Annotated in this window: 20 protein-coding genes and 1 tRNA gene; 11 read left to right on the top strand and 10 right to left on the bottom strand. The window is 65.5% G+C overall.

The genetic code is table 11. From position 1 onward, the window contains the following. Positions 1 to 20 precede the first annotated feature (20 nt). Genes C8J46_RS00575 through C8J46_RS00595 form a run of 5 tightly spaced genes read left to right on the top strand, consistent with a single transcriptional unit; the run spans position 21 to position 5,554 of the window. On the top strand, positions 21 to 989 hold the full coding sequence (locus tag C8J46_RS00575) for a cytochrome c oxidase subunit II (protein ID WP_132734087.1): 969 nt from the start codon (positions 21 to 23) through the stop codon (positions 987 to 989). Beyond that, positions 986 to 3,532, top strand: coding sequence for a cytochrome c oxidase subunit I (gene ctaD, locus C8J46_RS00580; RefSeq protein ID WP_132734089.1), 2,547 nt, complete (start codon positions 986 to 988; stop codon positions 3,530 to 3,532). The genes C8J46_RS00575 and ctaD overlap by 4 nt, the downstream gene beginning before the upstream one ends. Next, positions 3,529 to 3,912, top strand: coding sequence for a hypothetical protein (locus C8J46_RS00585; protein ID WP_132734091.1), 384 nt, complete (start codon positions 3,529 to 3,531; stop codon positions 3,910 to 3,912). Before ctaD ends, C8J46_RS00585 begins: the two co-directional genes overlap by 4 nt. Next, positions 3,909 to 4,529 (top strand): cytochrome c oxidase assembly protein, encoded by a 621-nt coding sequence (locus C8J46_RS00590; protein ID WP_132734093.1) that lies wholly within the window; start codon positions 3,909 to 3,911, stop codon positions 4,527 to 4,529. The genes C8J46_RS00585 and C8J46_RS00590 overlap by 4 nt, the downstream gene beginning before the upstream one ends. Beyond that, on the top strand, positions 4,526 to 5,554 hold the full coding sequence (locus C8J46_RS00595) for a c-type cytochrome (RefSeq protein ID WP_132734095.1): 1,029 nt from the start codon (positions 4,526 to 4,528) through the stop codon (positions 5,552 to 5,554). The genes C8J46_RS00590 and C8J46_RS00595 overlap by 4 nt, the downstream gene beginning before the upstream one ends. Positions 5,555 to 5,558: 4 nt before the next feature. Here C8J46_RS00595 and treY read toward each other — a convergent pair whose 3' ends face one another. From treY to glgX, 4 genes are read right to left on the bottom strand one after another with little or no spacing between them, the layout of a single operon-like run. Beyond that, complete coding sequence (gene treY, locus C8J46_RS00600; protein ID WP_132734097.1) at positions 5,559 to 7,985, bottom strand: malto-oligosyltrehalose synthase; 2,427 nt, start codon at positions 7,983 to 7,985, stop codon at positions 5,559 to 5,561. After that, positions 7,982 to 9,958, bottom strand: a complete 1,977-nt coding sequence (malQ, locus tag C8J46_RS00605) for a 4-alpha-glucanotransferase (protein WP_132734099.1) — start codon at positions 9,956 to 9,958, stop codon at positions 7,982 to 7,984. Before malQ ends, treY begins: the two co-directional genes overlap by 4 nt. Beyond that, positions 9,955 to 11,658 carry a malto-oligosyltrehalose trehalohydrolase gene (gene treZ / locus C8J46_RS00610; RefSeq protein WP_243643144.1) on the bottom strand — a complete coding sequence of 568 codons (1,704 nt, stop codon included), beginning with the start codon at positions 11,656 to 11,658 and terminating at the stop codon, positions 9,955 to 9,957. Before treZ ends, malQ begins: the two co-directional genes overlap by 4 nt. A gap of 17 nt (positions 11,659 to 11,675) precedes the next feature. After that, the gene (gene glgX / locus C8J46_RS00615) at positions 11,676 to 13,760 is read right to left on the bottom strand and encodes a glycogen debranching protein GlgX (protein ID WP_132734103.1); all 2,085 of its coding nucleotides are present in this window, start codon (positions 13,758 to 13,760) and stop codon (positions 11,676 to 11,678) included. A 181-nt stretch (positions 13,761 to 13,941) separates the two neighbouring features. Between glgX and C8J46_RS00620 the strand changes: the two genes are divergently transcribed. After that, positions 13,942 to 15,045, top strand: coding sequence for an NADH:flavin oxidoreductase/NADH oxidase (locus tag C8J46_RS00620; protein ID WP_132734105.1), 1,104 nt, complete (start codon positions 13,942 to 13,944; stop codon positions 15,043 to 15,045). A gap of 124 nt (positions 15,046 to 15,169) precedes the next feature. Here C8J46_RS00620 and C8J46_RS00625 read toward each other — a convergent pair whose 3' ends face one another. Genes C8J46_RS00625 through C8J46_RS00635 form a run of 3 tightly spaced genes read right to left on the bottom strand, consistent with a single transcriptional unit; the run spans position 15,170 to position 18,609 of the window. Then, entirely contained in the window at positions 15,170 to 15,973 is an 804-nt protein-coding gene (locus C8J46_RS00625; protein ID WP_132734107.1) for an SDR family oxidoreductase, read from the bottom strand. Between the two features lie 28 nt (positions 15,974 to 16,001). Further along, on the bottom strand, positions 16,002 to 17,825 hold the full coding sequence (locus C8J46_RS00630) for a glycoside hydrolase family 15 protein (RefSeq protein ID WP_132734109.1): 1,824 nt from the start codon (positions 17,823 to 17,825) through the stop codon (positions 16,002 to 16,004). Continuing rightward, positions 17,818 to 18,609, bottom strand: a complete 792-nt coding sequence (locus C8J46_RS00635) for a glucose 1-dehydrogenase (RefSeq protein ID WP_132734111.1) — start codon at positions 18,607 to 18,609, stop codon at positions 17,818 to 17,820. Before C8J46_RS00635 ends, C8J46_RS00630 begins: the two co-directional genes overlap by 8 nt. A gap of 172 nt (positions 18,610 to 18,781) precedes the next feature. Here C8J46_RS00635 and C8J46_RS20645 point away from each other — a divergent pair, with 172 nt between their 5' ends. Further along, complete coding sequence (locus tag C8J46_RS20645; protein ID WP_165886423.1) at positions 18,782 to 18,934, top strand: hypothetical protein; 153 nt, start codon at positions 18,782 to 18,784, stop codon at positions 18,932 to 18,934. 18 nt (positions 18,935 to 18,952) lie between these two features. On the opposite strand, the gene C8J46_RS00640 is transcribed toward C8J46_RS20645, so the two are convergent. After that, complete coding sequence (locus tag C8J46_RS00640; protein ID WP_132734113.1) at positions 18,953 to 19,219, bottom strand: hypothetical protein; 267 nt, start codon at positions 19,217 to 19,219, stop codon at positions 18,953 to 18,955. 118 nt (positions 19,220 to 19,337) lie between these two features. On the opposite strand from C8J46_RS00640, the gene C8J46_RS00645 reads away from it, so the two are divergent. Beyond that, a tRNA-Ser gene (locus C8J46_RS00645) sits at positions 19,338 to 19,427 on the top strand. Positions 19,428 to 19,435: 8 nt separating this feature from the next. Here C8J46_RS00645 and C8J46_RS00650 read toward each other — a convergent pair. Continuing rightward, entirely contained in the window at positions 19,436 to 20,074 is a 639-nt protein-coding gene (locus C8J46_RS00650; RefSeq protein WP_132734115.1) for a glutathione S-transferase, read from the bottom strand. A gap of 133 nt (positions 20,075 to 20,207) precedes the next feature. Between C8J46_RS00650 and C8J46_RS21145 the strand changes: the two genes are divergently transcribed. Together C8J46_RS21145 and C8J46_RS00660 are read left to right on the top strand one after the other, a co-directional pair. Continuing rightward, complete coding sequence (locus C8J46_RS21145) at positions 20,208 to 20,411, top strand: DUF5818 domain-containing protein (RefSeq protein WP_132734117.1); 204 nt, start codon at positions 20,208 to 20,210, stop codon at positions 20,409 to 20,411. A gap of 139 nt (positions 20,412 to 20,550) precedes the next feature. Next, positions 20,551 to 21,066: a MucR family transcriptional regulator gene (locus C8J46_RS00660; protein ID WP_132734119.1), complete on the top strand. Its 516-nt coding sequence runs from the start codon at positions 20,551 to 20,553 to the stop codon at positions 21,064 to 21,066. A 48-nt stretch (positions 21,067 to 21,114) separates the two neighbouring features. Here the strand turns inward: C8J46_RS00660 and poxB are convergent, their stop codons facing one another. Further along, positions 21,115 to 22,854 (bottom strand): ubiquinone-dependent pyruvate dehydrogenase, encoded by a 1,740-nt coding sequence (poxB, locus tag C8J46_RS00665; RefSeq protein WP_132734121.1) that lies wholly within the window; start codon positions 22,852 to 22,854, stop codon positions 21,115 to 21,117. Between the two features lie 328 nt (positions 22,855 to 23,182). Here poxB and C8J46_RS00670 point away from each other — a divergent pair, with 328 nt between their 5' ends. Further along, a complete protein-coding gene (locus C8J46_RS00670) occupies positions 23,183 to 25,612 on the top strand; it encodes a TonB-dependent receptor (RefSeq protein ID WP_132734123.1) in 2,430 nt (809 codons plus the stop codon). Positions 25,613 to 25,614 lie beyond the last annotated feature (2 nt).

Here is a 25,614-nt window from a genome sequence, read left to right on the forward strand (position 1 = left end):
CAAAGGGTGGCAAGGTGATGATGCGGAAGGCTATTTTTCTTTCCGTGGGCGCGTGCCTGCCATTGTTGGCAGCGTGCAACCGACACCAGTCGACGCTCGCGCCGTTCGGCGAGGAAGCGGACAAGGTCCTCTCGATCACCATCGTTCTGGTCATCGGCGCGATCATCCTCGCGGGTGGGCTCGCGTTGCTGATGCGTCACGCGATGCGCGCACCCGAGGGGCGGCTGACACACCAGGGCGGCATGAAGCTGGTGCTGTGGCTCGGCGGCATCGGCCCTTCAATCCTGCTGCTCGGCCTGCTGCTCTACGCCCTCCCCGCGATGCGCCCGCGCGAGGTGGCCAACGGCGATCTTCGCATCGGCGTCGAGGGCGAGCAATTCTGGTGGCGCGTCCGCTATGCGCCGCCCGGCGGATCGGTGGTCGAGGCCGCGAACGAACTGCGCCTTCCCGTCGGACGCACCGTCGAACTGTCGCTGCGCAGCCCCGACGTCATCCACAGCTTCTGGGTGCCCGGGCTGGCCGGCAAGATGGACATGATCCCCGGCCGCACCAACCGCCTCGTCGTCCGCGCGACCAAGGCGGGCACGTACCGCGGCGTCTGCGCGGAGTTCTGCGGGCTCGGCCATGCGCTGATGGCGTTCGACGTGATCGCGATGGAGCCGGCCGCATTCGAGCGCTGGCTCGCCGAGCAGCGCAAGCCCGCTATCGTTACCGCGTCGCCGGGCGCGCGTCTGTTCGCAAGCTATGGCTGTAGCGGTTGTCACAGCGTCCGCGGCGTCGGCCCGGTCGCGAAGATCGGCCCCGACCTCACCCACTTCGGCTCGCGCCCGACACTCGCCGCGGGTGTGCTGCCGATGACTCACGCCAACATTTCCGGCTTCGTACGCGATCCGGGCAAGACCAAGCCCGGCGTGCGGATGCCCGCCTTCCCGCAGATGTCGGCCGCCGAAGCCGACCAAATCGCCAGCTACCTTCAGGGGCTCAAATGACCACCGAGAGCACCCCCTATGTCGCGCCCGATCAGAACGATCCTGCGGTGCGGAAAGGCCAGGAGGATCGCCTGCGTGAAGTGTGGAAGCCGCCGTCGGGCTGGTTCTTCCGCTGGACCGACGTCAACAACAACCGGATCGGCGTGTGGTACACGCTGACCGCGTTCGGCTTCATGCTGTTCGCAGGCGTGCTCGCGCTGATCATGCGCACGCAGCTGGCGGTGCCGAACAACGATCTCGTCACGGCGAACACGTTCAACCAGCTGTTCACGCTGCACGGCTCGATGATGATGTTCCTGTTCGCGGTGCCGATGTTCGAGGCGGTGTCGATCATCCTTTTGCCGCAGCTGCTCGGCGCACGCGACCTGCCGTTTCCGCGGCTGTCGTCGTTCGGATACTGGAGCTTCCTGATTGGCGGCGTGTTCGTGTCGGGCTCGATCTTCTTCGACGCGGCGCCCGATGGCGGCTGGTTCATGTATCCGCCGCTGACGACGCGGACCGACCTGAGCGGGCTCGGCGCGGACATCTGGATGCTGGGGCTGAGCTTCATCGAGGTGTCGTCGGTCGCCGCCGCAGTCGAGCTTATCGTCGGCGTGCTGAAATGCCGTCCGCCCGGCATGCGCCTCAACCTGATGCCGCTCTACGCCTGGTACATCCTGGTCGTCGCGGTGATGATCCTGTTCGCGTTCCCGCCGCTGATCGCGGGCGACGTCCTGTTCGAGATGGAGCGGTTGCTCAACTGGCCGTTCTTCAACGCGGAGAAGGGTGGCGACCCGCTGCTGTGGCAGCACCTGTTCTGGATCTTCGGGCATCCGGAAGTCTACATCGTCTTCCTGCCGTCGATCGCGCTGTTCGCGATGCTGATCCCGACCTTCGCGCAACGGCATCTGCTCGGCTATCCGTGGATCGTGCTGGCCGCGGTCGGGACGGCGTTCCTGAGCTTCGGGCTGTGGGTCCACCACATGTTCACGACCGGGCTGCCGAAGATCAGCCTCGCCTTCTTCGCGGCGGCGTCGGAAGCGGTGGCGATCCCGACCGGCGTGCAGATCTTCGTGTTCATCGCGACGCTCTGGGCGGGCAACGTCAAGAAATCGACGCCGTTGCTCTACGCATCGGGCAGCCTCGCCGTGTTCGTGATCGGCGGGCTGACCGGCGTGATGGTGGCGGTCGCGCCGTTCGACTGGCAAGCGCACGACACCTATTTCATCGTCGCGCATCTCCATTACGTGCTGATCGGTGGCACGCTGCTGCCGCTGTTCGCGGGGCTGTATTATTACTGGCCGCTGATCACCGGGAAGAAGCTCAGCGACAGGCTGGGGCGGATCGCGTTCTGGATCATGTTCGTGGGCATGAACGTGACGTTCTTCCCGATGCATCTGTCGGGCCTGCTCGGCATGCCGCGGCGCGTGTTCACCTATCCCGAGGAGCTAGGGATTGGCGGGCTGAACCTTGCCTCGACGATCGGGTCGTACATGTTCGCGCTCGGCGTGGTGATCGTCTGCATCGACCTCGCACTGTCGCCGCGTCGTCCGAAGGCCCCACGCAATCCCTGGAACGCCGGCACGCTGGAGTGGCTTGCGCATCCGGACGACGAGGACTGGGGTATCCGTTCGGTGCCGCTGATTGAGAGCCGCTATCCGATCTGGGACCAGAAGAACTTCGTCCAGAAGGTCGACGAGGGCCGCTTCTTCCTGCCCGACGCTGAGGAGATGCGGCGCGAGTCCATTGTCACCTCCGTGCTCGACGCGCGCCCGGTGCAGGTGATCCGCCTGGGTACGCCGAGCGTAAAGCCGATGATGACCGCGGTCGCGCTGGCGGGCGTGTTCATCCTGACGACCTACCACCTGTATATCTGGTCGGCGGTCAGCGGCGTCGCGACGGTCGCGTGCGTGCTGTGGTGGCTGTGGACCGGCACCGCCGAGATCCCCGAAAAGCCGACCAAGCATATCGGCCACGGCATCGAGGTGCCGCTCTATACCTCCGGGCCGTCGGCGCCGGGCTGGTGGGCGATGTTCATCACGATGATGGCGGACGCGACCGCGTTCTCGGGGCTCGTGTTCGGCTATTTCTTCTTCTGGACGATCCACAACGATTTCCCACCGAGCGGCGTGGGACTCAACGGCCCGGGCGTGTTCTGGCCGATGGTTGCGTTGGCGCTGACGCTGACCGGCTGGGCCGCGACCGTCGGCGCGCGCGAAGTGCACCGGCGCGGCAACGTCGGTGCGGGTCGTGCACTGCTGGTCGTCGGGATCGTCGCGACGCTGGCGAGCCTGTTCGCCGGGCTTGCCGGGCCTTGGTATTCGGGGCTCGATCCCGAGCTCCACGTCTATCCCGCGATCGTCTGGACGCTGGCGATCTGGACCGCGGTGCATGCCGCGATCGGAGTCATCATGCAGGCCTACACGCTTGCGCGCAGCCTCGCGGGGAAGATGACGCCGGTCTATGACGCAGACCTGCGCAACATCACCGTGTACCACCACTTTCTCGCGCTGACGGCCATCGTGACGTTCTGCACGATCGGCCTGTTCCCGGGTGTCGCATGAAGAAGCATTGGGCGCGCGACCTGAAGGTCACGCTGTGGACGCTGATCGTCCCGCCGACGATCTGGGCCGTGCATTTCCTGTTCTGCTACCTGTGGGTCGCGGTAACCTGCGCGAAATCACCGACCCCGGGGACTGCCTTGAACGGCTTCCCGCTCGCAACGCTGATCGCTACGATCGTCGCGCTGCTGGGGATCGTCGCGGCGGGCTATATCGCGCGGGTCCAGTCGGAGACACCTGGTGATCCGCCGCCGCACGAACAGGGCACCGCAATCGACCGGCTCCGTTTTCTGGCGCTGTCGACGCGGTTGCTGGCGGGCCTGAGCTTCGTTGCGGTGATCTTCACGGCGCTCCCGGTCATCATCTTCGGCGATTGCCGATGAGACGCGCGAGCCTCGCACTGGGCGCCGCGCTAGTCCCGCTCGGCTGGGCCTTCGCCGCCGCACCGCTCGGGATGGTCGGCCACATGGCGGGTCACATGATAGCGGTCGCCGTCGCCGCGCCGTTCCTCGCATACGGGGTTGCCGGGAGCAGCTTCGATCCCGCCGAGCGCTGGCCGACGGTCGTGACCCCGCTCGCGATGTCGCTCGTCGAACTCGTCGTCGTCTGGCTCTGGCACCTCCCGGCACTGAGACTCCGCGTCGACATGCAACCCCTCGCGCTACTCATCGAACAGGCGAGCTTCCTCATTGCGGGCGTCCTCCTGTGGAGCGCTGTGCTCGGGACGCGCATTGGCGGTGCGACCGACCGTCGCGCCTCAGGCGTGGCAGCCTTGTTGCTGACCTCGATGCACATGACCCTGCTCGGAGCGCTGATCGGTCTCGCCCCCCGACCGCTCTACGCAATGATGGCAATGCACCCGGCAACACACGGCCTCGACGCGCTCGAAGACCAGCAACTTGGCGGCGTCGTCATGCTGATGGTCGGCGCGGCGAGCTATTTCATCGGCGGGCTAGCCATGCTCGGCGGACTGTTGAAGACACGGAGCGCGACCGCATGACGATCCGGATTACTTGGGCGCGCGCCGCCGCCGCCATCGTCGCGCTGGCGCTCGCCGGGCTGTTGTTCGCCTGGTCGGGCGTGTTCAACATCGCCGCCTCGTCGGGCCATTGGAAGATCACCGACTGGTTCCTCCACTGGACGATGCGCAACTCGGTTCGCACCTACGCCGCGGTCACCGCCCCCGACGATCCCAAGGCGAACGAAGGCCTCGTCAGCGTCGCCGGCCTGTTCAAGGCAAGCTGCGCCTCGTGCCACGGCGCGCCCGGCGTCCGCCCGCTACCCGTGATGCAGGCCGCGACGCCCCCTGCCCCGAACCTTTCGATCAACGCGCGCGAGTGGACCGACAAGCAGATCTTCTGGATCCTCAAGCACGGCGTCAAATACACCGGCATGCCCGGCTGGGCCGCCAAGGACCGCAACGACGAAGTTCGCCGCATGGTCGCCTTCGTCCGCCTGCTCCCCGAAATGACGCCCGCGACCTATCGCTCGCTGACCGAAGTGCCTGGTGTCGCCGATGCGAAGATCGCGACCTGCGCCGGTTGTCACGGCGCAAACGGACGTGGCCGAGGCCAGCCCGACATGCCCGTGCTCGGCGGCCAGAGCCCGGCGTATCTCCGCGCGGCGCTGGAGGCCTATGCGACGGGCAAGCGCCAGAGCGCAGTGATGGCGAACGCCGCCGCGACGCTGACGCCTGATGAAATGACCCGGCTGGCGGATCACTTCGCCGCGATGCCGGGCATTGGCCGGGCAACATCCTCAGGCTCGACCGAAGCCGCCAGGATTGACCGTGAGGGACTGCCGAAAGTCCAGCTCCCCGCCTGCGCGAGCTGCCACGCCCCCGGCAAGCCCTACCCTGTTCTCGCCGGCCAGCGCGCCAGCTACATCGCGCAACGCCTCCGCAACTGGCGCGGCGAAGAGACGGTGGTCGATGCTCGCAAATCGCAGTCGACGATGCCGGTCATCGCCCGCCGCATCCCGGAGGACATGATCGACCCGCTCGCCCACTATCTCGCAGGCCGCTGATCGCTCAGCTTTTCGCGGGCAGCATCTCGATCGACACGGAACGCTCGCCGAGCAGATCGGCGAGCGCTTCGCCAGATGCGAGCGCGGTGTCGCCCCACCAGTCGCGGGCGTCGATCCGGTCGAGATAGCGCTCGGCACAGCGTAGCGGGATCACGCACCGCAAAATTGCATCCGCACCGATCCGACAAAACGCAATGGCGTGGTCGGCGCGGATACCGCTTAACGCGATGGGCTCGTAACGTCCCTCCGAGAACACCGTCGGATGCGTCCTTCGCAGCGCGAGAAGCTGTCGGATCAGCGCCATCTTCGCTGGCGTATCAGCGGCGAGCGAAGCCTGAAGCTGCGCGTAATCGACCGGGCGACGGTTGTCGGGATCGACCAGGCTCAGGTCGGCGATCTCCGTGCCCTGATACAGATCGGGGACGCCAGGAACGGTGTAGCGCAGCGCGACCTGCGCAAGGCCGTTCGTCGCCGCCGCGGGTGCGATCCGCCCGACGAACGCGGTAATGTCGTCGAGGAAAGCCGGCGATCGCTCGGGATCGAGCAGCGCGCGTGCCAGCCCGTGACAGCGGTTCTCATACGCCTCGTCCGGCGCCTCCCAGGACGAGCGCAGCTTGGCCTCACGCAACGCCTTTTCCTGCCACGCGACGATCCGCTCGGCAAAGTCCGACAATCCTTCTGTATCCGATCCAGTCAGGCGCTCGGGCCAAGCGCCGAACAGCGTCTGGAGCAGCATATACGCGTCGGCGGGATCGACCCCATCGTCAAACGGCGCGGCAAGTTCGCGCCATCGTTCCACGCGCGCGCGCCAGAGGTCGGGAACTTCGCTCAGCACCGCGAGCCGTGCACGGACGTCTTCGCCCCGCTTGTGGTCATGCGTGGCGGTCGCAAGCATGGCCGCCGGCCAATCGCGGGCGCGCTCGACCATAGCCGCGTGGAAGTCGTCGATTTCGAGCGACATGCGAGCGGCGTCGAACCCAACGTCGTTGCGCGAGAGCAGGCGGCCGTAGCGATAGAACGCGGTGTCCTCGACCGCCTTGGCGGCGATAGGCGCGGAGAGTTGCTGGAACTTCCGCACCGCCTCGGCGGCGAGCTTTGCATCGGCGGGTCCCTCGCCTGCCAGCCATGCGAGGATCCGCTCGACGACTGCGTCCTCGCCCGGCGGAACGAACTGCGCGACGCGTTGGCGGACTGTCTCGCGGATCGCAGCGTCCGCTGCCGGGGCGGCATCGCCCGTCCCATAGGTACGATAGACGGGGAAGACCCACAGTAGGCGCTCGATCGCGCGGTCGAGCATACCACGCGTTAGGCCATCACATTCGGGCGTCGATCGAGCGAGCGCGACAAAGGTGTCGACGCAGCGGCGGCGCTGGCCATCGAACTGCCACGCTAGCAATTCCTGTCGCGCGCGCAGTTCCTCGGGCGCGAAGTCGGCAGACCTCCCGCTTATGTCCGCCCAAAGTTTGGCGAGCGGTTCGGCGCCGGCGGGGGCATGGAGCAAGGCCGTGACCTGCTCCATGAAGTCGTACCCGCTGGTGCCGTCGACGCCCCAGTCGGTGCTGAGCGGTTCGCCGTCGGCAAGGATCTTCTCGATGACGATGTAGGCGGGGCCGGGTGGCACATCGGCAGGACGCTCGATCGCATCGAACCTCGCACGGAGCTGACGGCAATAGCCCGCGGGGTCGGTCAGCCCGTCGACGTGATCGACGCGGACGCCGTCGATCAGGCCCTCGGCGTACAGGCGGAAATACAGTGCGTGCGTCGCCTCGAACACGATGGGGTCTTCGGCGCGGAGGCCGGCGAGGTCGTTGATCGTGAAGAACCGTCGCCAGTTGAGTTCGTCATTCGCGACGCGCCAGGAGGCGAGACGGTAATGCTGGCGATCGACCAGCGCAGCGATATCGTCGGTCGCTGCGGTGGGCTGATCTTCGTCGCGGATCGGCAGGCGGTGTTCGCCGTACGCTTCGAGGACATAGCGGCCGTCGACCTGCTCGACCTTGAGCGCGCCGCTGGCCAGCGTTTCGGCGAGCGGATCGCCGAGGATCGGGAGCACGAGCTTCTCACGCCAGTCGATGTCGAAGTAGCGGGCGAATTCGCTGGTTTCACCGTGTGCTAGAACATCATTCCACCACGCATTCTCACCACCGGCAACGCCCATGTGGTTGGGCACGATGTCGATAATGACGCCCATACCGCGCGACCGGAGCGCTGTGACAAGGCGGCGAAAGGCCTCTTCGCCGCCGAGTTCGGGATTGATCCGGGTCGGATCGACGACGTCATAGCCATGCGTCGAACCACTGCGGGCGGTAGTGACTGGCGAGGCGTAGAGGTGGCTGATCCCGAGCGCGTCGAGATACGGCACCAGCGCTTCCGCGTCGGCGAAGGTGAAGTCCTTGTGGAACTGGAAGCGATAGGTTGCGCGGGGGGTCATGATGGTCTCGCGGCGTTGAGCGTGGCGATGCGGGTGGCGACGTCGGGACGTTGCAGGAGCGTCTCGGTCGTGTCGGGCATGCGACGGCGCCAATTGGGATGTTCGTCGATCGTGCCGGGGAGGTTCGGTTGCTCGATCAGCCCAGCGAGGTCCTCAATGGGTATGATCGCCAGCGCGCAGGGCGTGCCGGCGACATGCGCGATCGCGGCGTCGACGACCGGGTCGGTATCTTCGAGCGATGGCTGTTTGGCGCCCGTGTCGAAAGCGGACCAGAGTGCGGCGCGGTCTTCGGCACGAGCGGCGCGGTCGGCGGGTTCGTCTGGCGCGTCGGACTTACGGCCGAGTTCCCACGTCCAGTCGATGTCGCGGCCGCTCCACCACCCAGCGATCGTCGCCAGATCGTGCGTACCGGTCATTGCGACCGCATCCGCCGACCATTGCGCAGGGGGCACGAAGCCGTCTGTATCGCGCTCGAACCAGAGCACGCGCATCCCGAGCATCGCGCGCGCGTCCATCCCCTCGCGGAACCCGTCGGGAACGGTGCCGAGGTCTTCGCCAATGACGATCGCCTTCGCCCGCTGCGATTCCATGGCGATGATCCGCATCATGTCGTCGAACGGCATGTCCAGATACGCGCCCTCTGCGGCTGAGGCGCCTTCGGGGACGATCCAGAGGCGGCGAAGGCCGAACGCGTGGTCAATCCGAATGCCGCCGGCGTGTGTGAGCGCTGAGCGGATCGTAGCAATGAACGGGGCAAAGGCGGTATCCCGCAGCGCTTGCGGATCGAACCCGGTGATGCCCCAGCTTTGCCCATCCGGCCCGAGCGGATCGGGCGGTGCGCCGATCGACAGGCCGGTCAGCAGGTCGCGGCGGCGACTCCAGCCATGACTGCCGCCCGGGTCCATGCCCACGGCAAGATCGGCGATGAGCCCGACCGCCATGCCGGCGTCCTTGGCGGCCGTATGCGCGGCGTCGAGGTCGCGCCGCGCTAGCCATTGGAGGAAAATGTAGAACGTGACGTCGTCCGCATGCTCCGTGGCGAAGCGGCGGACGGTAGGGCTAGCAGGATCGTGATACTCGGTCGGCCATTGCTGCCAGCCGCGTGCACCGGTGGTCGCGAAGAAGTGCGCGTGGAGGGCGTCGAACTCGGCATGGCGTTCGAGGTCGTCGCCACCTTGTCGCCTGAACGTTGTCAGGGTTTCTTCAATCTGTGGAAGCACTTGGTCGAAGCTCTTGCGTAGTCGCGCGAGCTTTTCGGGGATCGCGGCGTGCCAGTCGATCAGTTCGGGGCAGTCGCGGCTGTCGAACTTTGCACCAAATGCCGCCGGGTCGCCGTAGAGCCCGTTGAGGAACTGCCGGCTTGAGGGTGCGTAAGGGCTGTATCGGCTGGCGTCGGCGGGGAACAACGCGTGCGTCGGACTGATCGCGAGGGCATCGCCGCCGCGCTGGCCAAAGGCTCGGGCGGCGTCTGCGAGCGAAACGAAGTCACCGAACGCCTTGGGCGCATCGGTGCGCAGGCTCGGGATCTGGACGGCGGGCGCCCAGAGTTTGCGGCCCGGTAGCGCATCGGCGATCGTGTAGCAGCGGCGCGGCGCGACGAGAATGTCGATGACTTCGCAATTGATTTCAAGCTTGTGGTAGCCGCACCTCCCTATCGGACTTAAGGTGCTGTCATCAACCGTGACGGAGCGCGTCGTACCGTCTTCGAACGTAAGTTCGGCTTTGCCTGATACCTTCGATGCCAGCCGGATCGGGTCTCCCACATCGACGGACAGGAAACGGACACCCTGCGCGTCTCGCGCGTCGATCGCGGCGAGGCTGGCGGCGATCTGCGTTTTGCTCGCGGAAGGGTGGCCGAGACGATCCAGGATCGCCTGTAACGCGCCGTCGGCGACGGTATGGCGACGACCCGCTGCGTCCTGCCATTCGGGTTGCATGCCGGCCGCGACAGCGAGTGCTCGGAGGCTGCTCATCGATCCAGCCATACTGCCACGCTGGCCCCCTCCCCCGGTTCATTATCGGCGAAGATCGGCGAAGCCTCTATCGCTGGAAAATCAACGACATCGTCGCCGAGGTTGAGCGCAATTGTCAGGATTGCGCTGTCACCCATTTTCCAGCGCGCAACGACCGCCCCCTCGCCGATCACCTCGGCACCGATCGTGGTCGTGTTACGCAGGCGAGGGATGATCTGCTCGTGTCGGATCTTAAGCAGGGTTCGGTACAGGTCCTGCCACTCGGCCGCATCGGCGCCGGGCCGTGCTCGCGATTGAAGGAAGGTTTCGTGCGCGTTGGGGTCGGGGATCGCCTCGCGTGCTTCGGGATCGGCGAAGGCGGCGAACTTGGCGAATTCCTTGCGCCGGCCTTCGCGCACCGCGTCGGCGAGGTCGTCGTGGAAATCGGTGAAGAACAGGAACGGGCTTTCGCTGCCATGCTCGTCGCCCATGAACAGCAGCGGGATCTGCGGGCCGAGTAAGAGCAACGCAGTGGCAGCACGCAGCTTCTGGGCGTCGGCAAGCAGCGTCAGGCGCTCGCCCATCGCGCGATTGCCGATCTGGTCGTGGTTTTGCAGGAACGCGACGAACGCGGTCGGCGACAGGTGTGCGCTGGGCTTGCCGCGCGGCTTGCCGTCGTGGTTGGGTGAGCCCTCCCCCTGGTAGATGAAGCCTTCGCCGAGGCAGCGCGCGAGGCGTTCGGCGGGGCGGTCGGCGAAGTCGGCGTAATAGGCGCTGGTCTCGCCGGTGAGCAGGACGTGAAGGACGTTGTGGAAATCGTCGTTCCACTGCGCATCGAACGCGGCGGGGTGGAGGCGCTCTGCGTCGTTGCCCTCGTTCTCAAGGACGAGGTGGACGTGACGACCTTTTGTCTTCTCGCGCAGTTCGGCGGCCATCGCGTCGAGGAAATCGTCGTTCTCGATCGCGTGGACCGCGTCGAAGCGAAGGCCGTCGAACTTGTAGTCGTTCAGCCACATCAGCGCATTGTCGACGAAATAGCGGTGGACCGGCGCCTGGTCGACCGCGACCGCGCCGCCCCAGGGGGTGTCGACTTCGGGATGGAAGAAGCCCTTCGCATAGGCGCTAAGGTAGTTTCCATCGGGGCCGAAGTGATTGTAAACCACGTCGAGGAACACGGCCAAGCCGAGCTCGTGGGCGCGATCGACCAGCGCTTTCAACTCGTCGGGCGTTCCGTAGCTTTCGGCGGGGGCGTAGGGGAGCACGCCGTCATAGCCCCAATTGCGGGTGCCGCCGAACGCGTTGACGGGCATCAGTTCGATCGCGGTGATGCCGAGCGCGGCGATCGCCGAGAGGTGGTCCGCTACGCCTGCGAAACCGCCGAGCGCGCCGACATGGACTTCCTGAATGACCATCTCTTCCCACGATCGGCCGTGCCAGTCTGGGGTCCGCCAGTCATAGGTTTGGTCGACGACCACGCTCCAACCATGAACGCCGCCGTCCTGTGCACGCGAAGCCGGATCGGGAACAGTCAGATCGTCCGCAAGTCGGAACCGGTACCGTGCGCCCGCACCGACCGGGGCCTTAGCACTAAACCAGCCCTCCCCCTCGCTGCTCATGGGAACCGCGTCGCCATCGGCGATCTCCAGCGTCACCGCATCGCGATCGGGTGCCCAGAAGCGGAAGGTCGTCCCGTCTTCGGCGAGCGTAGGTCCCCAGGCCATCATGCTGCTGCGATCGTCTAGGTCAGCAACGCCGCACCCTGCGGGGGGAGCTCATAGCTGTCCTTGATCGGCGTCGCCAGCTGGTCGGGCCTGCTGCTGTCGATCAACACCGTGCGCTCTACCTCGGCCGGGGGCGGCATGTGGAAGGTCAGCGGACCTTCCGAGGCGTTCAGGAACAGCGAGATCACCTGCACCTCACCCGAGTCCCGCTCGCAGGCGCGACGCATCACCAGAGCACGGCCGTTGGTGTTCTCCCAATCCTCGGACGTGAGTTGCAGGCCGCGCTCGTCCCACCATTCGATGTCCTTGAGGCCTTCCGCGGGCGTATCTTCACCGTAGAGGAAGTTGCCAGCGCGGAGCATCGGATAGTCGCGGCGGAGCGCGATCAGCCGCGCGGTGAAGTCGATCAGCGCATCGCCTTCGGGAGACTTCGCCTTCTCCCAATCGAGCCAGCTGATCTCGTTGTCTTGGCAATACGCGTTGTTGTTGCCGTTCTGCGTACGGCCGAACTCGTCGCCCGCGACCAGCATCGGCGTGCCGAGCGACGCGAACAGCGTGGTCAGCATCGAGCGCATCACGCGCGCCCGGGTCTCGAGGATCGCGGGGTCCTCGGTCGGGCCTTCGACGCCCCAGTTGCGTGAGCAGTTGTTCGAGTGGCCATCGTTGTTGTCTTCACCGTTCGCTTCGTTGTGGCGTTCCTCGTAGGCGACGGTGTCGGCAAGCGTGTAGCCATCATGCGCGCCGAGCAGGTTGACGCTGGCCCAGGGGCGGCGTGCGCGGCGGTCGAACAGATCGGCCGAGCCCGTCAGGCGCGCGGCGAGATCGGCGCGCTGCGCGTGGTCGCCACGCCAGAATTTGCGCACGGTGTCGCGGTACTTGTCGTTCCACTCGGCGAAACCGGGGGGAAAGTTGCCGAGCTGATAGCCGCCGGGGCCGATGTCCCAGGGCTCGGTGATGAGCTTCAGCCTGCCGAGCACCGGGTCCTGGCGGAGTACGTCGAAAAAGCCCGCGCCGGGATCGAAGCCGGTGTCCGTCCGCCCCAGCGTCAGCCCTAGATCGAAGCGGAAGCCGTCGATGCCGAAGCTGGTCGCCCAATACCGCAGCGAGTCCGCGACCATCTGGATCACGCGCGCCTTTGTGAGGTTCAGCGTGTTCCCGGTGCCGGTGTCGTTGATCGAATAGCGCGGGTCGTCCTTGACGAGGCGGTAATAGCTCGCGTTGTCGAGCCCGCGCCAGGATAGCGTCGGGCCTTGTTCGGAGCCTTCGCAGGTGTGGTTGTAGACGACGTCGAGGATCACCTCGATCCCGGCCGCGTGGAGGCGGCGGATCGAGCGGCGGAGTTCGTCGTGGCTGTCGGTCGCGAAGAACGAGCGCTCGGGCGTGAAGAAATTGAGAGTGTTGTAGCCCCAGTAATTGCGCAGACCCTTTTCCTGGAGGAAGCGGTCCTGGATGTAGGTGTGGATCGGCAGCAGCTCGATCGCGGTGACGCCGAGGCGCTTGAGGTGATCGATGACCTTGGGGTTGCCGAGCGCCGCGAAGGTGCCACGCTCAGACGGCTGGACCTCTTCGAACAGCTTGGTCAGGCCCTTGGTATGCGCCTCGTAGATCACCGTCTCGGACCAGGGCGTGTTCGGCCGCACGTCGCGCGACCAGTCGAAATGGCTGTCGGTCACGACACCCTTGGGCATCGTCAGTGCGCTGTCGCGCTTGTCGAAGCTCAGGTCAGCGCGCGGCGACTTCACTTGGTATCCGTACATCGCGTCGGTCCAGCGGAGTTCGCCGATCATCTGCTTCGCGTAGGGATCGAGCAGCAGCTTGTTCGGGTTGAAGCGATGGCCTTCCTCGGGCGCGTACCGGCCGTGCGCTCGGAAGCCGTAGACGAGGCCGGGCTGTGCGTCGGGGAGGTAGCCGTGCCAGACTTCGTCGGTCCATTCGGGCAGCGGATAGCGCTTAAGCTCACGGCGCCCGGTCTCGTCATAGACGCACAGTTCGATCTTCTCGGCATTGGCGGAATAGACCGCGAAGTTGACGCCGAGGCCGTCGAAGGTCGCGCCGAGGGGATAGGCCGAGCCGGCGTCGAGCGTGTCGGGCAGTAGATGCAATGCGAGGACCCTTTTCGTGTCGTAATCGTCGCTGCGCGCGCGGCTTTATCGCGGTGCAGCATTCCTTGCCATGAAACCCGCCCGCCCGTTCCTATGTTCCGCAAGCAGCAGCGAGTTTTCGCCGCACTCTTCTACGTATCAAGGACATGCACATGCCTTACACCATCCGATCTATCCTCGCATGAGCGGGCCGAAACTGTTCGAGCCGCTTCAGGTCGGCAACCTGACGCTCGCCAACCGGATCGTGATCGCGCCGATGTGCCAGTATTCGGCGACCAACGGCTGCATGAACGACTGGCACCAGATTCACCTCGGCCAGCTCGCGCTGTCGGGCGCGGCGCTGCTGACGATCGAGGCGAGCGCGGTGCTGTCCGAGGGTCGGATCACGCATGGCGACGTCGGGCTGTACGACGACGCGACCGAGGCGGCGATGGCTGGGGTGATCGAGAGCGTGCGGCGCTGGTCCGACATGCCGATCGCGATCCAGTTGTCGCATGCCGGGCGGAAGGCGTCGTGCGAGGTGCCGTGGAAGGGCGGACTCCAGATTGCACCGGGCGAGCCGAACGGGTGGCAGACCGAGGGGCCTTCGACGGTGCCGTTCCTGCCCGAGGAGAACGCGCCGGTCGCGCTCGACGCCGAGGGGCTGGCACGGGTGCGCGATGCGTTCGTGGCGGCGACGGTGCGCGCGGCGCGGCTCGGGATCGACGCGGTGCAGTTGCATGCGGCGCATGGCTATCTGCTGCACGAGTTCCTGTCGCCGCTGTCGAACCGGCGCGAGGACGAGTATGGCGGCAGTCTCGAGAACCGGATGCGCTTCCCGCTCGAATTGTTTGACGCCGTCCGGGCTGCGTTTCCCGCCGAGCGCGCGGTGACGATGCGCGTGTCGGGGACCGACTGGGCCGAGGGCGGTTGGGATTCGGAGCAGACGGTGGCGTTCGCGAAGGCGCTGGAGGCGCGTGGGTGCAGTGCGATCCACGTGTCGAGCGGCGGTATGACCCCGGCGCAGCAGATCCCTGTGGGCCCGAGCTATCAGGTGCCGCTCGCGCGCGCGGTGAAGCAGGCGGTGTCGATCCCGGTCGTCGCGGTCGGGCTGATTACCGATTTCGAGCAGGCCGAGGCGATCGTCGGGACGGGCGATGCGGACATGATCGCGCTGGCGCGGACAATTCTTTACGATCCACGCTGGCCTTGGCACGCGGCGGCGCATCTCGGCGGTAAGGTGAAGGCGCCGAACCAGTATCTGCGGTCGCAGCCGCGGCAGTTTAAGGACTTGTTCGAGGGGTAAGGCAGGCCGCCTAGCCCCGCCACCTTCCCGTTCCCCCGCGGAGGCGGGGGTCCAGGGTTACGAGCGATATCGTTTGAGATCCAGGGCCCCCGCCTCCGCGGGGGAACAGGTTTGGCCTTCTTGTTTAACCAGCGACGGTCATCACCGAACCCGAATCCACCCGAATATCCGCACCGTTGATGAAACTGGCCCGCTCCGAGCACAGGAACAGGATCGCCGAGGCCACCTCTTCCGCCTTGCCGCGGCGCTTGAGCGTCATCCCGGGACGTTCCTCTTCCAGAAACGTCTCGATCGCCTCGTCGAAGCTCATGCCCTTTTCGTCGGCGCGCTTCCGCATCATCTTATCGGTCATCGGCGTGGCGATGAACGCGGGCGAGACGGTGTTCACCAGCACGTTGTCGCACCCGTAAGCCTTGGAAAGCCCCTTCGACAGGCTCGAAATCCCCGCCTTCGACGCGCAATAGGCGAGCTCGTCGACATAGGGCTGCACCGCGTCCTCTGAACTCATCAGCACGATGCGGCCCCATTTGGCGGCGCGCATCGCCGGGATCGCCTCGCGGCACACCCGCACCGCGCCCATCAGGTTGATGTCGAGCGTCGACTGCCAGCCGGCATCGTCGACGTCGAGAAAGTCGCCGGTCGCGCCGGTCACGCCCGCGCAGTTGACCAGGATGTCGGGCTCGCCGAGCTGCGCGTGTACCTTGGCGAACAACGCCTTAACATCGTCGAGCTTGGTCAGGTCGGCCTCGACCGCGATCACCTCGCCGTGTGCCTTCAGGTCCTCGACACTCGCGTCGAGGTCGCCGCCGGGCTGGTCGGTAATCGCGACGCGGACGCCTTCCTGGAGCAGCATCCGGGCGGTTTCCTTGCCCATGCCGCTGTCCGCGCCGGTGATGAGTGCGATCTTGCCTGCGATATCGAGGTTCATGCTGTCGTCCTTACACCAGTGAAAATTGTCATGCCCATTCGCGCGGACCGTCGCTGTCGAGCGCACGGTCAAGGTAGAAGGCTGCACTGATGAGCGCCAAATGGCTGAAGCCTTGCGGGAAATTGCCGAGGAAGCTGCCGTCCTGCGCGATCTCCTCCGCGAACAGGCCGAGATGGTTGCCGTGCGCGAGCAGCTTCTCGAAGTTCAGCCGCGCCTCGTCGAGCCGTCCGGCCCGCGCCAGGCACTCGACGTACCAGAACGAGCAGGCGACGAACGTCCCCTCCTGCCCCGGCAAGCCGTCGTCGATCCGGTAGCGATAGACCTGCCCGTCGTCCGACAGGTCCGCGCCGATCGCCTCCAGCGTCGCGAGCCACTTGGGATCGGTCGCGCCGACGAAGCGGACCAGCGGCATCATCAGCAACGCGCCGTCGACCGCCAGATCCTCGGGCGCATCGCCGATCGCGCGGACGAAGCGGCCGAGATCGTCGTTCCAGAAGTTCGCCCAGATATCGTCGTGGATCGCCGTCCGCGTCTCTGACCAGCGGACCAGCGGCGCGGGGAGCGAGCGCTTCTGCGCCAGCCGCACCGCGCGATCGACCGCGACCCAGCTCATCAACCGCGAGTGGAGATAATGCTTGTTCGGCCCGCGGACCTCCCAAATGCCCGAGTCCGGCGTGTCCCACGTCTCGCAGACCTGATCGACGATCCGCGAGATCGCGACCCACGAGTCATGCGCGATCGGTTCACCATATTTGCTGCCGAGATAGGTCGCGTCGAGCAGCGCGCCGTAGATGTCGTGCTGCGTCTGGTCCTTCGCCTCGTTGCCGACGACGATCGGCGTCGCGCCCTCGAACCCGGCGAGGTCCAATTTGCGTTCGTCGGCGATCTCGCCGCCGTCGAGCGCGTACATCACGCCGAGATGACCCTTCGAACACGCCTGCGCGCGGTCCATCGCCCAGTGGAGGAAGCCGACTGCCTCGCCCTGATAGCCCAGCCGCAGCAAGGCGTAGACGGTGAACGAGGAGTCGCGGATCCATGTCGCGCGGTAATCCCAGTTGCGGACGCCGCCATGTGCTTCGGGCAGGCCGAAGGTCGCGGCGGCGGCGATCGAGCCGTGCTTGCGCGAGGTCAGCAGTTTCAGCGCCATCGCCGAGCGCTCGACGGTCTCGCGCCAGCGGCCACGGTAGCGCGACTTGCGGCTCCACGCGCGCCAATAGGCGGTGTCCTTCTCGACGATCGCATCGAGCGCCTCGGTATCGAGCGAGACGTCGTCGGGGTTGCTGAGGATCAGCGAGACGGTGTCGCCTTCGTTCAGGTGGATCTCGGCAGTCAGGTCGCACCCATCTGCTACGAGAGTCGCTGCGCCGTGAACTGCCAGCGCGAGGCCGCTCTCGTGATCGAACCGCCCGCGCGACACGTCGACGCCGGTGGTCGTGACCGAGGCCTTGCGTCCCATCACGCCATAGTCGAACCGCGGCGCACAGCGGACGCGGACCGTCGCCGATCCGCGCGTGCAGGTCAGCCGCCGGACCAGCCGCGACGGCGCGTCGTCCTTGTCGTTGCCGACCGGCATGAGGTCGACCAGATCGACGCTCGCCGCATTCGCCATCCAGCGGGTCAGCAGGATGTTGGTCTCGGGCAGGTACATCTGGACGATGTTCGCATCGGGTAGATCAGGCTCGACCGAAAAATGCCCGCCCTTGTCGCCGTCGAGCAGCCGCGCGAAGACCGACGCGCTGTCGAGGCACGGCCAGCAGAGATAGTCGATCGTGCCCGCCGTATCGACCAGCGCGATCGTCTCCAGATTACCGATCGCGCCGTGATCGGCGATCGATATGCCATGCTTATCCATTATCGCGGAAGCCGGGATACAGGCTCATGCCGCCATCGATGGTGAGCGTCGATCCGACGATATAGTCCGCAGCATCCGACACCAGGAACAGCGCGGCGCGCGCGACGTCCTCGGGATCGCCGATCCGGCCATAGGGGATGAGTTCGAGCAGCTTGTCCTGGTCGGCGGTCGCGTCCTCGTTGATCTCGGTCGCGATCGCGCCGGGGGCGATGCCATTCACGCGGATGCGGTCGCCGGCGATCTCCTGCGCGAGCGTCCGCATCAACATCCCGCTGCCGCCCTTCGACGCGGCGTAGTTGGCGTGGCCCGCCCAGGGGATGACCTCGTGCACCGAGCTCATGAACAGGATCTTCCCGATCGACCGGCTGAACCCGCGATCACCCTGCTTGCGGAACCGGCGCACGGCTTCGCGCGAGACGAGGAACTGCCCGGTCAGGTTGACGTCGATGACGCGCTTCCAGTCCTCCAGCGTCAGGTCGGCATAGGCCGCGTCCTTCTGCATGCCCGCGTTCGCGAAGACGATGTCGACGCCGCCGAACCGCTCGACCGTCTCGTCGAACAGTTTCAGCACCGCCGTCTCGTCCGACGTGTCCGCTTCGCAGGCGAACGCCTCGCCACCTGCCTGCTCGATCGCCTCGACCACCTCGCGCGCCTTATCCGCGCTGCTGTTGTAGTTGACCGCGACCTTCGCGCCGGCCTTGGCAAAGGCGATGGCGGAGGCGCGGCCGAGTCCCGAACTCGCGCCGGTAACGATCGCGGCCTGGCCCGTCAGGTCGATGTGCATGGCTAATCTTTCGCTGGGGGGGTATCGCTGCTCAACGCGTCCCTGCGAAAGTTTATCCCTCCGCTCCCCATCGACCCGCCAGCTCTATGCCTTTGAACCCGCTCGGCGTTTTGCCGCCAACCTTTGGTTAACGGTTAGCGGGCATGATCCCGGGAGCGAAGGGATTGGACCAATGGCACGCCAACAGGATATTTTCACGCTGGTCGGCAACCGGATGCGCGCGCCTGCGCCTTGCGAAATCGAGTATCCAGCCTTTGAGCGGCCGCCGATCGCGGACTTGATCCGGCGTATCGACCAGGCACTCGAGGCTCGTCGAGCAGCCTGACCCCAGTCGCCCGCCTCATCAGTCGTCCGCCTCGTCGGACTGGCTCAACATGCTTGCATACATCTCCGCCGCACGCCGTTCGCGTGGATCCTTGAAGGCGAGGTGCGGCGCAGGCGCCTCGCCAGTCGCGCGAAGAACGGTCCATAACGCAAACCGCCGCCCCGACTCCCGCTCGGTCCCGAATGCAAGCGAGAGGCGGTCCCGCCCTGCCTGCAGTGCATCGGGATCGAGGGTGTCGATATCGGTCGTGCCGAAAAAATGATGCGAGATTGCGTCGAGGTCCATGCGATCGTCATGCCGTCGGCGCTGCCTTCGCGCAACACGTAGAGCCGCTCGCCTGCCCAGATAGCGCAGGTGTTGCGAACCGACCGTGCACCGCCTAGATGCGCTCACCGACTGACTTGGAAGAGTGTCCGAGTGGTTTAAGGAACTGGTCTTGAAAACCAGCGAGGGTGCAAGCCCTCCGTGGGTTCGAATCCCACCTCTTCCGCCAAGTCAGCATTATCCGGAAGACCGCGCGGGAAACATGATCGCCGGATGATCGGGTTGCCAGGGCGCAAACCGGACCATCGCGCGCGCGAACAGCGGCGAGCTCAGGAAATCGGTCAGCCAGCGTTGCAGATCGGCAATCGGCAGCGCGTCGAAATACTTCCGGTCGGTTTCGGCGAACTGCCGGACGAACGGGAGTATCGCGAGATCGACGGTCGACAACCGTTCTCCGGCCAACGCCGCGCTTCTGCCAAGCCGTGCATCGAGCCGTTGCAGGAATCGGTTCGCTTCGGCCCGGTGGTCGGTCGGATCGTCGGGATACCGATCGGCATATTTGTAGCGATCCAGATGGTGCTTGAACGCCCCGTCGTTGTCGGCAACCAGCGCCGCGTCGTCGGGCGTCATCCAACCGGCATTACCGCTTTCGGCCGATGCCCATCGCATGATGTCGAGGCTCTCGTCGATAACCCGGCCGTCTGTCAGCACCAGCACCGGAACCGTAGCCTTGGCCGATACCGCGAGCATTGCCGCCGGCTTGGCCCGTAACGCCACTTCGCGAAGTTCGACCTCCACTCCGGCGATCAGCAACGCCAGGCGTGCGCGCATCGCAAAGGGGCAGCGGCGGAAGCTGTACAGGATCGGTGCTGTCATCTGCCAGCGTGTAGCTGATCTGACGGGCATGGCCACGGTCGCACTGCGAGCGCGTCGGTCCCCGCCAGCCGGTCCTGTTCGCCGTGCAGCAATCGACCAATGATCTTCATGAGAAGCCGCGCGTTGTCGCCGAATGATACAGCCAGGCAACCCGATAGACGAAACAGGAACGCTGATCCGGGAGGGCGGTGCATTTCTATTGCAGCGTGATTCCGGTGGTCGATACCATCTCCAACTCGGCCGTATGCCGGTCGATCATGTCCAGAAACGAGTCCGTATAATCGGGGTGGAAATTGCGCCGGATTTGATCTGCGTCGACGGTGTATCGAGCGCGTGATCGTCACTGATCGAAAGAATTTCACCGCCGAATTTTGTCCCGAATAGTGTCGATTATTTCATAACGTCGTGTCTTTTCATTCTGTTGCGCACGTTGTAGTCACGCCCCCGCCGGGGGGCCGTAGAGACAAGGACCGAGTGTGACCGATACATTGAACGCCGTTGAACTGGCCGCGGAACTGACCGCAGCGTGGCTCGCGAATCCGAACACTCGTACGTCGGCCGACGACGTTCCTGCGTTTCTGCTCTCGATGCATGCTGCCGTGGTCAAGCTGACCGATGGCACCGATACCGATGTTGAGGCCGCTCCCGCGCAGAACTACGAGCCCGCCGTCACGGCGCGCAAATCGCTTGCTTCGCCCGATCACATCATCTCGATGCTCGACGGCAAGAAGTACAAGACGCTGCGTCGCCACCTCACCACCAACGGCCTGACCCCTGAGCAGTATCGCGAGCGGTTCAACCTCAAGCCCGACTATCCGATGGTCGCCGCGAACTATTCGGAAGCGCGTCGCGCGATGGCGAAGTCGATCGGTCTGGGCCGCAAGGCTGGCAGCACCGTCGAGAAGGCTGCCGACTCCGCGGTCAAGACGGTCCGCAAGAGCGGCAAGGCCGCACTCGATGCCGCCAAGAAGACGCTCGGCAACGAAGAGTGATCGTACGCGGGGAAGATCGCTGATCTTCCCCGCCTCGTTCCGGATCGCCTACAGGCCGGGCAAAGCCAGCCGCAAGTTGGTCTTGGCCAGTTCGACGACTTCGTCACCGCGCCCGTTGAGTATCGCCTTGGCCATATACAGGCTGAAGCCCTTCGCCTGCTCCGCCTTGATCGATGGCGGCATCAGCAGCTCGTAGGACGCCGTCCTGACCGACACGAGTGCCGGACCGTCATGCGCCAAGGCCTGGCGCAACGCGCTTTCGAGATCCGACGACTCGGTGACGTTGATCCCGAGGATACCAGAAGCCTGCGCGATCATCGCGAAATCCGGGTTCTCCAGCTTCACATTCACGTCGAGGAAACCGCCGGCCTTCTGCTCGAGCGCGACGAAACCGAGTTCGCCATTGTCGATGATCACGATCTTCACCGGCAGATCGAGCTGCTTCAGCGTCAGCAGGTCGCCCATCGACATCGCGAACCCGCCATCGCCCGACAGCGAGATCACCTGACGGCCCGGACAGGCCGCCTGCGCGCCGATCGCCTGCGCCAGCGCGTTTGCCATCGATCCGTGATTGGCGGAGAACAGCAGCCGACGCTTGCCGTTGACGGTGATGTAGCGACACGCCCAGGCGGTCGGCGTGCCGACATCGGCGGAGATGATCGCGTCGTCCGCCGCCAGATCGCTCAAGACCTTGGCGAGATATTGCGGATGGATCGTGCGCCCCGGCTTGGACGGCGTCGCGAGATCGTCGAGCCCCTTGCGAGCGCTGGCATAATGTTTGCGCGCCGCCTCGATGAAGGTGCGATCGGTCCGTCGCGTCAGCCGCGGCAACAGCGCGGCCAGCGTCTCGCCGACATCGCCGACGATCCCGAGCGCCAACGGCGCACGCTTGCCGAGCTGCGACGGATCGCGGTCGACCTGGACGATCTTCGCGTCCTTCGGATAGAAATTGCGATACGGAAAGTCGGTGCCGAGCATCAGCAGCAGGTCGCCATTCTCCATCGCCTGATAGCCCGATGAGAAGCCGATCAGACCGGTCATGCCGACGTCGAACGGATTGTCCCACTCGACGTGCTCCTTGCCGCGCAGGGCATGGACCACCGGCGCGCCGAGCGTGTCCGCCAATGCGACGACGGCGTCATGCTGCCCGGCACAGCCCGCGCCGGCCAGGATCGTCACCGTCTTGGCCTCGTCGAGCAACGTCACCAGCGTATCGATATCGTCCGCATTGGGCACGATCCGCGGCGGATTGAGCCGTGGGAATGTCCCGCTCGCCCCCTTCGGTGCCTCGAGCAGCGCGACGTCGCCCGGAACGACGATCACCGCGACGCCACGTTTGCCGATCGCCGCGCGCATCGCTCGGTGCATCACCTCCGGCATTTGCGCGGGGTTGGTAACAAGCTCGACGAAGTGACTGCACTCGCGGAAGAGTTCCTGCGGATGTGTCTCCTGGAAATACCCCAGGCCGATCTCCGACGACGGGATATGCGCAGCGATCGCCAGCACCGGCACGTGGTTCCGGTGGCAGTCGAACAGGCCGTTGATGAGATGCAGGTTGCCCGGCCCACAACTGCCCGCGCACACGGCTAGCTCACCGGTGATCGCGGCTTCGGCGCCCGCGGCGAAGGCAGCCACTTCCTCGTGACGGGTCATCATCCAGTCGATCTTGCCCATCTTCCGAAGCGTCTCGTTGAGCCCGTTGAGGCTGTCCCCGGTAACCCCCCAGATCCGCTTCACGCCGGCATCGGCGAGCGTGAGTGCCATGATATCCGCGATCGTATGAGCCATTGCGCGCTGTTTCCCATGTGATGACCCGCAGGCTTTTCCGTGACCGCTCGTCGACGGGCCTATGCGGTGGTCATCAACGCAAAGCGTTGCCGACGCGATCGGTTCCGTGCCAGCGCGGATCTAACCTAGCGCAAGATCCACAGTGTCGCCCGCACGACCCTGGGTGTTGCGAAACAGACACGCGGAGATCGCTAAATCGACCTGTCGAAAGGGGCCGACCCGGAATTACCGGCTAGACATCAAACCGTCACTGAAACGTCGCTGCCCGGTAACCTGCCGCGTCGATGGGCGCTGAGAGCGCTGCGTCATGGCAGCGCAGGGGACCATTATGAACCGTCTATCCGGCCTTCTCGCCAGTGTTGCCGTGCTCGCGATCGCCGCACCTGCCGTCGCACAGACCACCGCCGATGCTTCGGCTCCCGCTCCGGCTCCGATCACGCAAGCCGATCAGACGGTGCCGGCCGATAACGCCGGCGCTGACGGTTCGCAGGGCACCCCCGCCGACATCGTCGTGCTCGGCTTCGGCCAGAGCCGCCAGGTGCAGAGCGTCAGCGCGGTCGATCTCGCGCGCCTCACCCCCGGTTCGAGCCCATTGAAGGCGATCGAGAAACTCCCCGGCGTCAATTTTCAGGCGTCCGATCCGTTCGGTGCGTATGAATGGGCGGTCCGCATATCGCTGCGCGGATTCAACCAGAACCAGCTCGGCTTCACGCTCGACGGCGTACCGCTCGGCGACATGAGCTACGGCAACGTCAACGGCCTCCACATCAGCCGCGCGATCATCTCCGAGAACGTCGCGCGCACCGAAGTCGCGCAGGGCGCCGGCGCGCTCGGCACCGCCTCGACCAGCAACCTCGGCGGCACGATCCAGTTCTTCAGCGATAAGCCGAGGGACACGCTCAACGTCACGGGCGGCGGCACCTATGGCTCCGACAACACGTATCGCGGCTATGCCCGGCTCGACACCGGCGATCTCGGCGGCGGCCTGAAAGGCTATCTGAGCTATGGCTACCTCACCACCGACAAGTGGAAAGGCGACGGCGTCCAGCGCCAACACCAGGCGAACGGCAAGATCGTCAAGGATCTAGGCAGCTTCGGCAGCCTGTCGGCGTTCGTGAACTTCTCGGATCGTCGCGAGCAGGACTACCAGGATCTGAGCTACGACATCATCCGCCGTCGTGGCCTGCGCAACGACAACATCGCCGATAACTACCCGCTCGCGCTGCAGATCGGCAAGACCTACCAGAACCAGGCGGCACTGGCCTCCTACACCAAGGCGAACAACGGCTCGTCGGTCGGCTTCGTCGCGCCGTGGGCCGGGGTCGGCACGACCTTCCCGACCGGGTTCGGCACGGTCGACGACGCCTATTTCGATGCCGGTGGCGTACGCCGCGATTATCTCGGTGGCGTCACGCTGAACGCGAACCTGACGCCCGAACTGACGATGGTCACGACCGGCTATTACCACGACAACAAGGGCCAGGGATCGTGGATCACGCCCTATTCGCCAACTGCGGCGGGTGCGCTGAACCGGGACGGCAGCGCGATCACCGCGCCCAGCCCGCTCGGCTTCCGCACGACCGAGTACAGCATCAAGCGCGGCGGGGCGCTCAGCAACATCGCCTATGAGACGGGCGCGAACACCGTCGAGGTCGGCGGTTGGCTCGAGACCAACACCTTCACGCAGGCGCGGCGCTTCTACGGGATGACCGATAGCGCGACGCCGAACCGCGACGTACTGGAGTTCCAGAAGAATCCCTATGCGACGCAGTGGGACGGCAAATACGGCACCGACACGATGCAGTATCATGTCGAGGATACGCTGAAGCTCGCCGGCGATCGGCTGATCGTCAACGCCGGGTGGAAGGGCGCCTATGTCGTCAACAGCGCGACGATGCTGCCCGACACGACCTCCCCGCTCGCGGTCGGTCGCATCTCGGCGAAGGACTGGTTCCAGCCGCAAGCGGGTATCCTGTTCAAGCTGACCCCGGCGGCGGAAATCTTCGCGGACTATACCGAGAACATGCGCGCGTTCGTGTCGTCGGCAACGACCGGGCCCTTCGCGGCGACTCAAGCGGGTTTCAACGCCGTCCGCGGGCGCCTCAAGCCCGAGCGCTCGAAGACCGCTGAGGGCGGCGTTCGCCTGCATAGCGGTCCGTTCCAGGCGTCGGCAGTCGGTTATTATGTCGACTTCTCGAATCGCCTGCTCGCCTTTGCCAACGGCGTCGGCATCCTCGGCAACGCACCGACGCTCAACAACGCCGGCAGCGTGCGCACCTATGGCGCCGAGGTCTCGGCCAATTACCGCGTGTTCCGCCCGCTCTCGCTGTTCGCCAGCTATTCCTACACCAACGCGGAATATCAGGACACCGTCACCGACGCCTCGGGCTCGGTCCAAGTCCGCAAGGGCGACACCGTCGTCGATACGCCCAAGCACATGGTCAAGGGCGAGATCGTGCTCGAGCAATCGGGCTTCACCGGCCGGGTCGGCGCGGACTATATGAGCAAGCGCTACTTCACCTACCTCAACGACCAGTCGGTACCGAGCCGCGTGCTGGTCGACGCCAGCATCGGCTATCGGTTCGAGGGCGACGGCCCGCTGCACGGCGTCGCGATCGAGGGCAACGTCACCAACCTGACCAACAAGAAGTATATCGCGACGGTCGGCTCGAACGGCTTCACCGCAAGTGGCGACAACCAGACGCTGCTCGCTGGCGCGCCGCGGCAGTTCTTCGTGTCGCTGAAGAAGGGCTTCTAAGT

This window comes from Sphingomonas sp. PP-F2F-A104-K0414, assembly GCF_004340945.1.
GTDB lineage: Bacteria > Pseudomonadota > Alphaproteobacteria > Sphingomonadales > Sphingomonadaceae > Sphingomonas.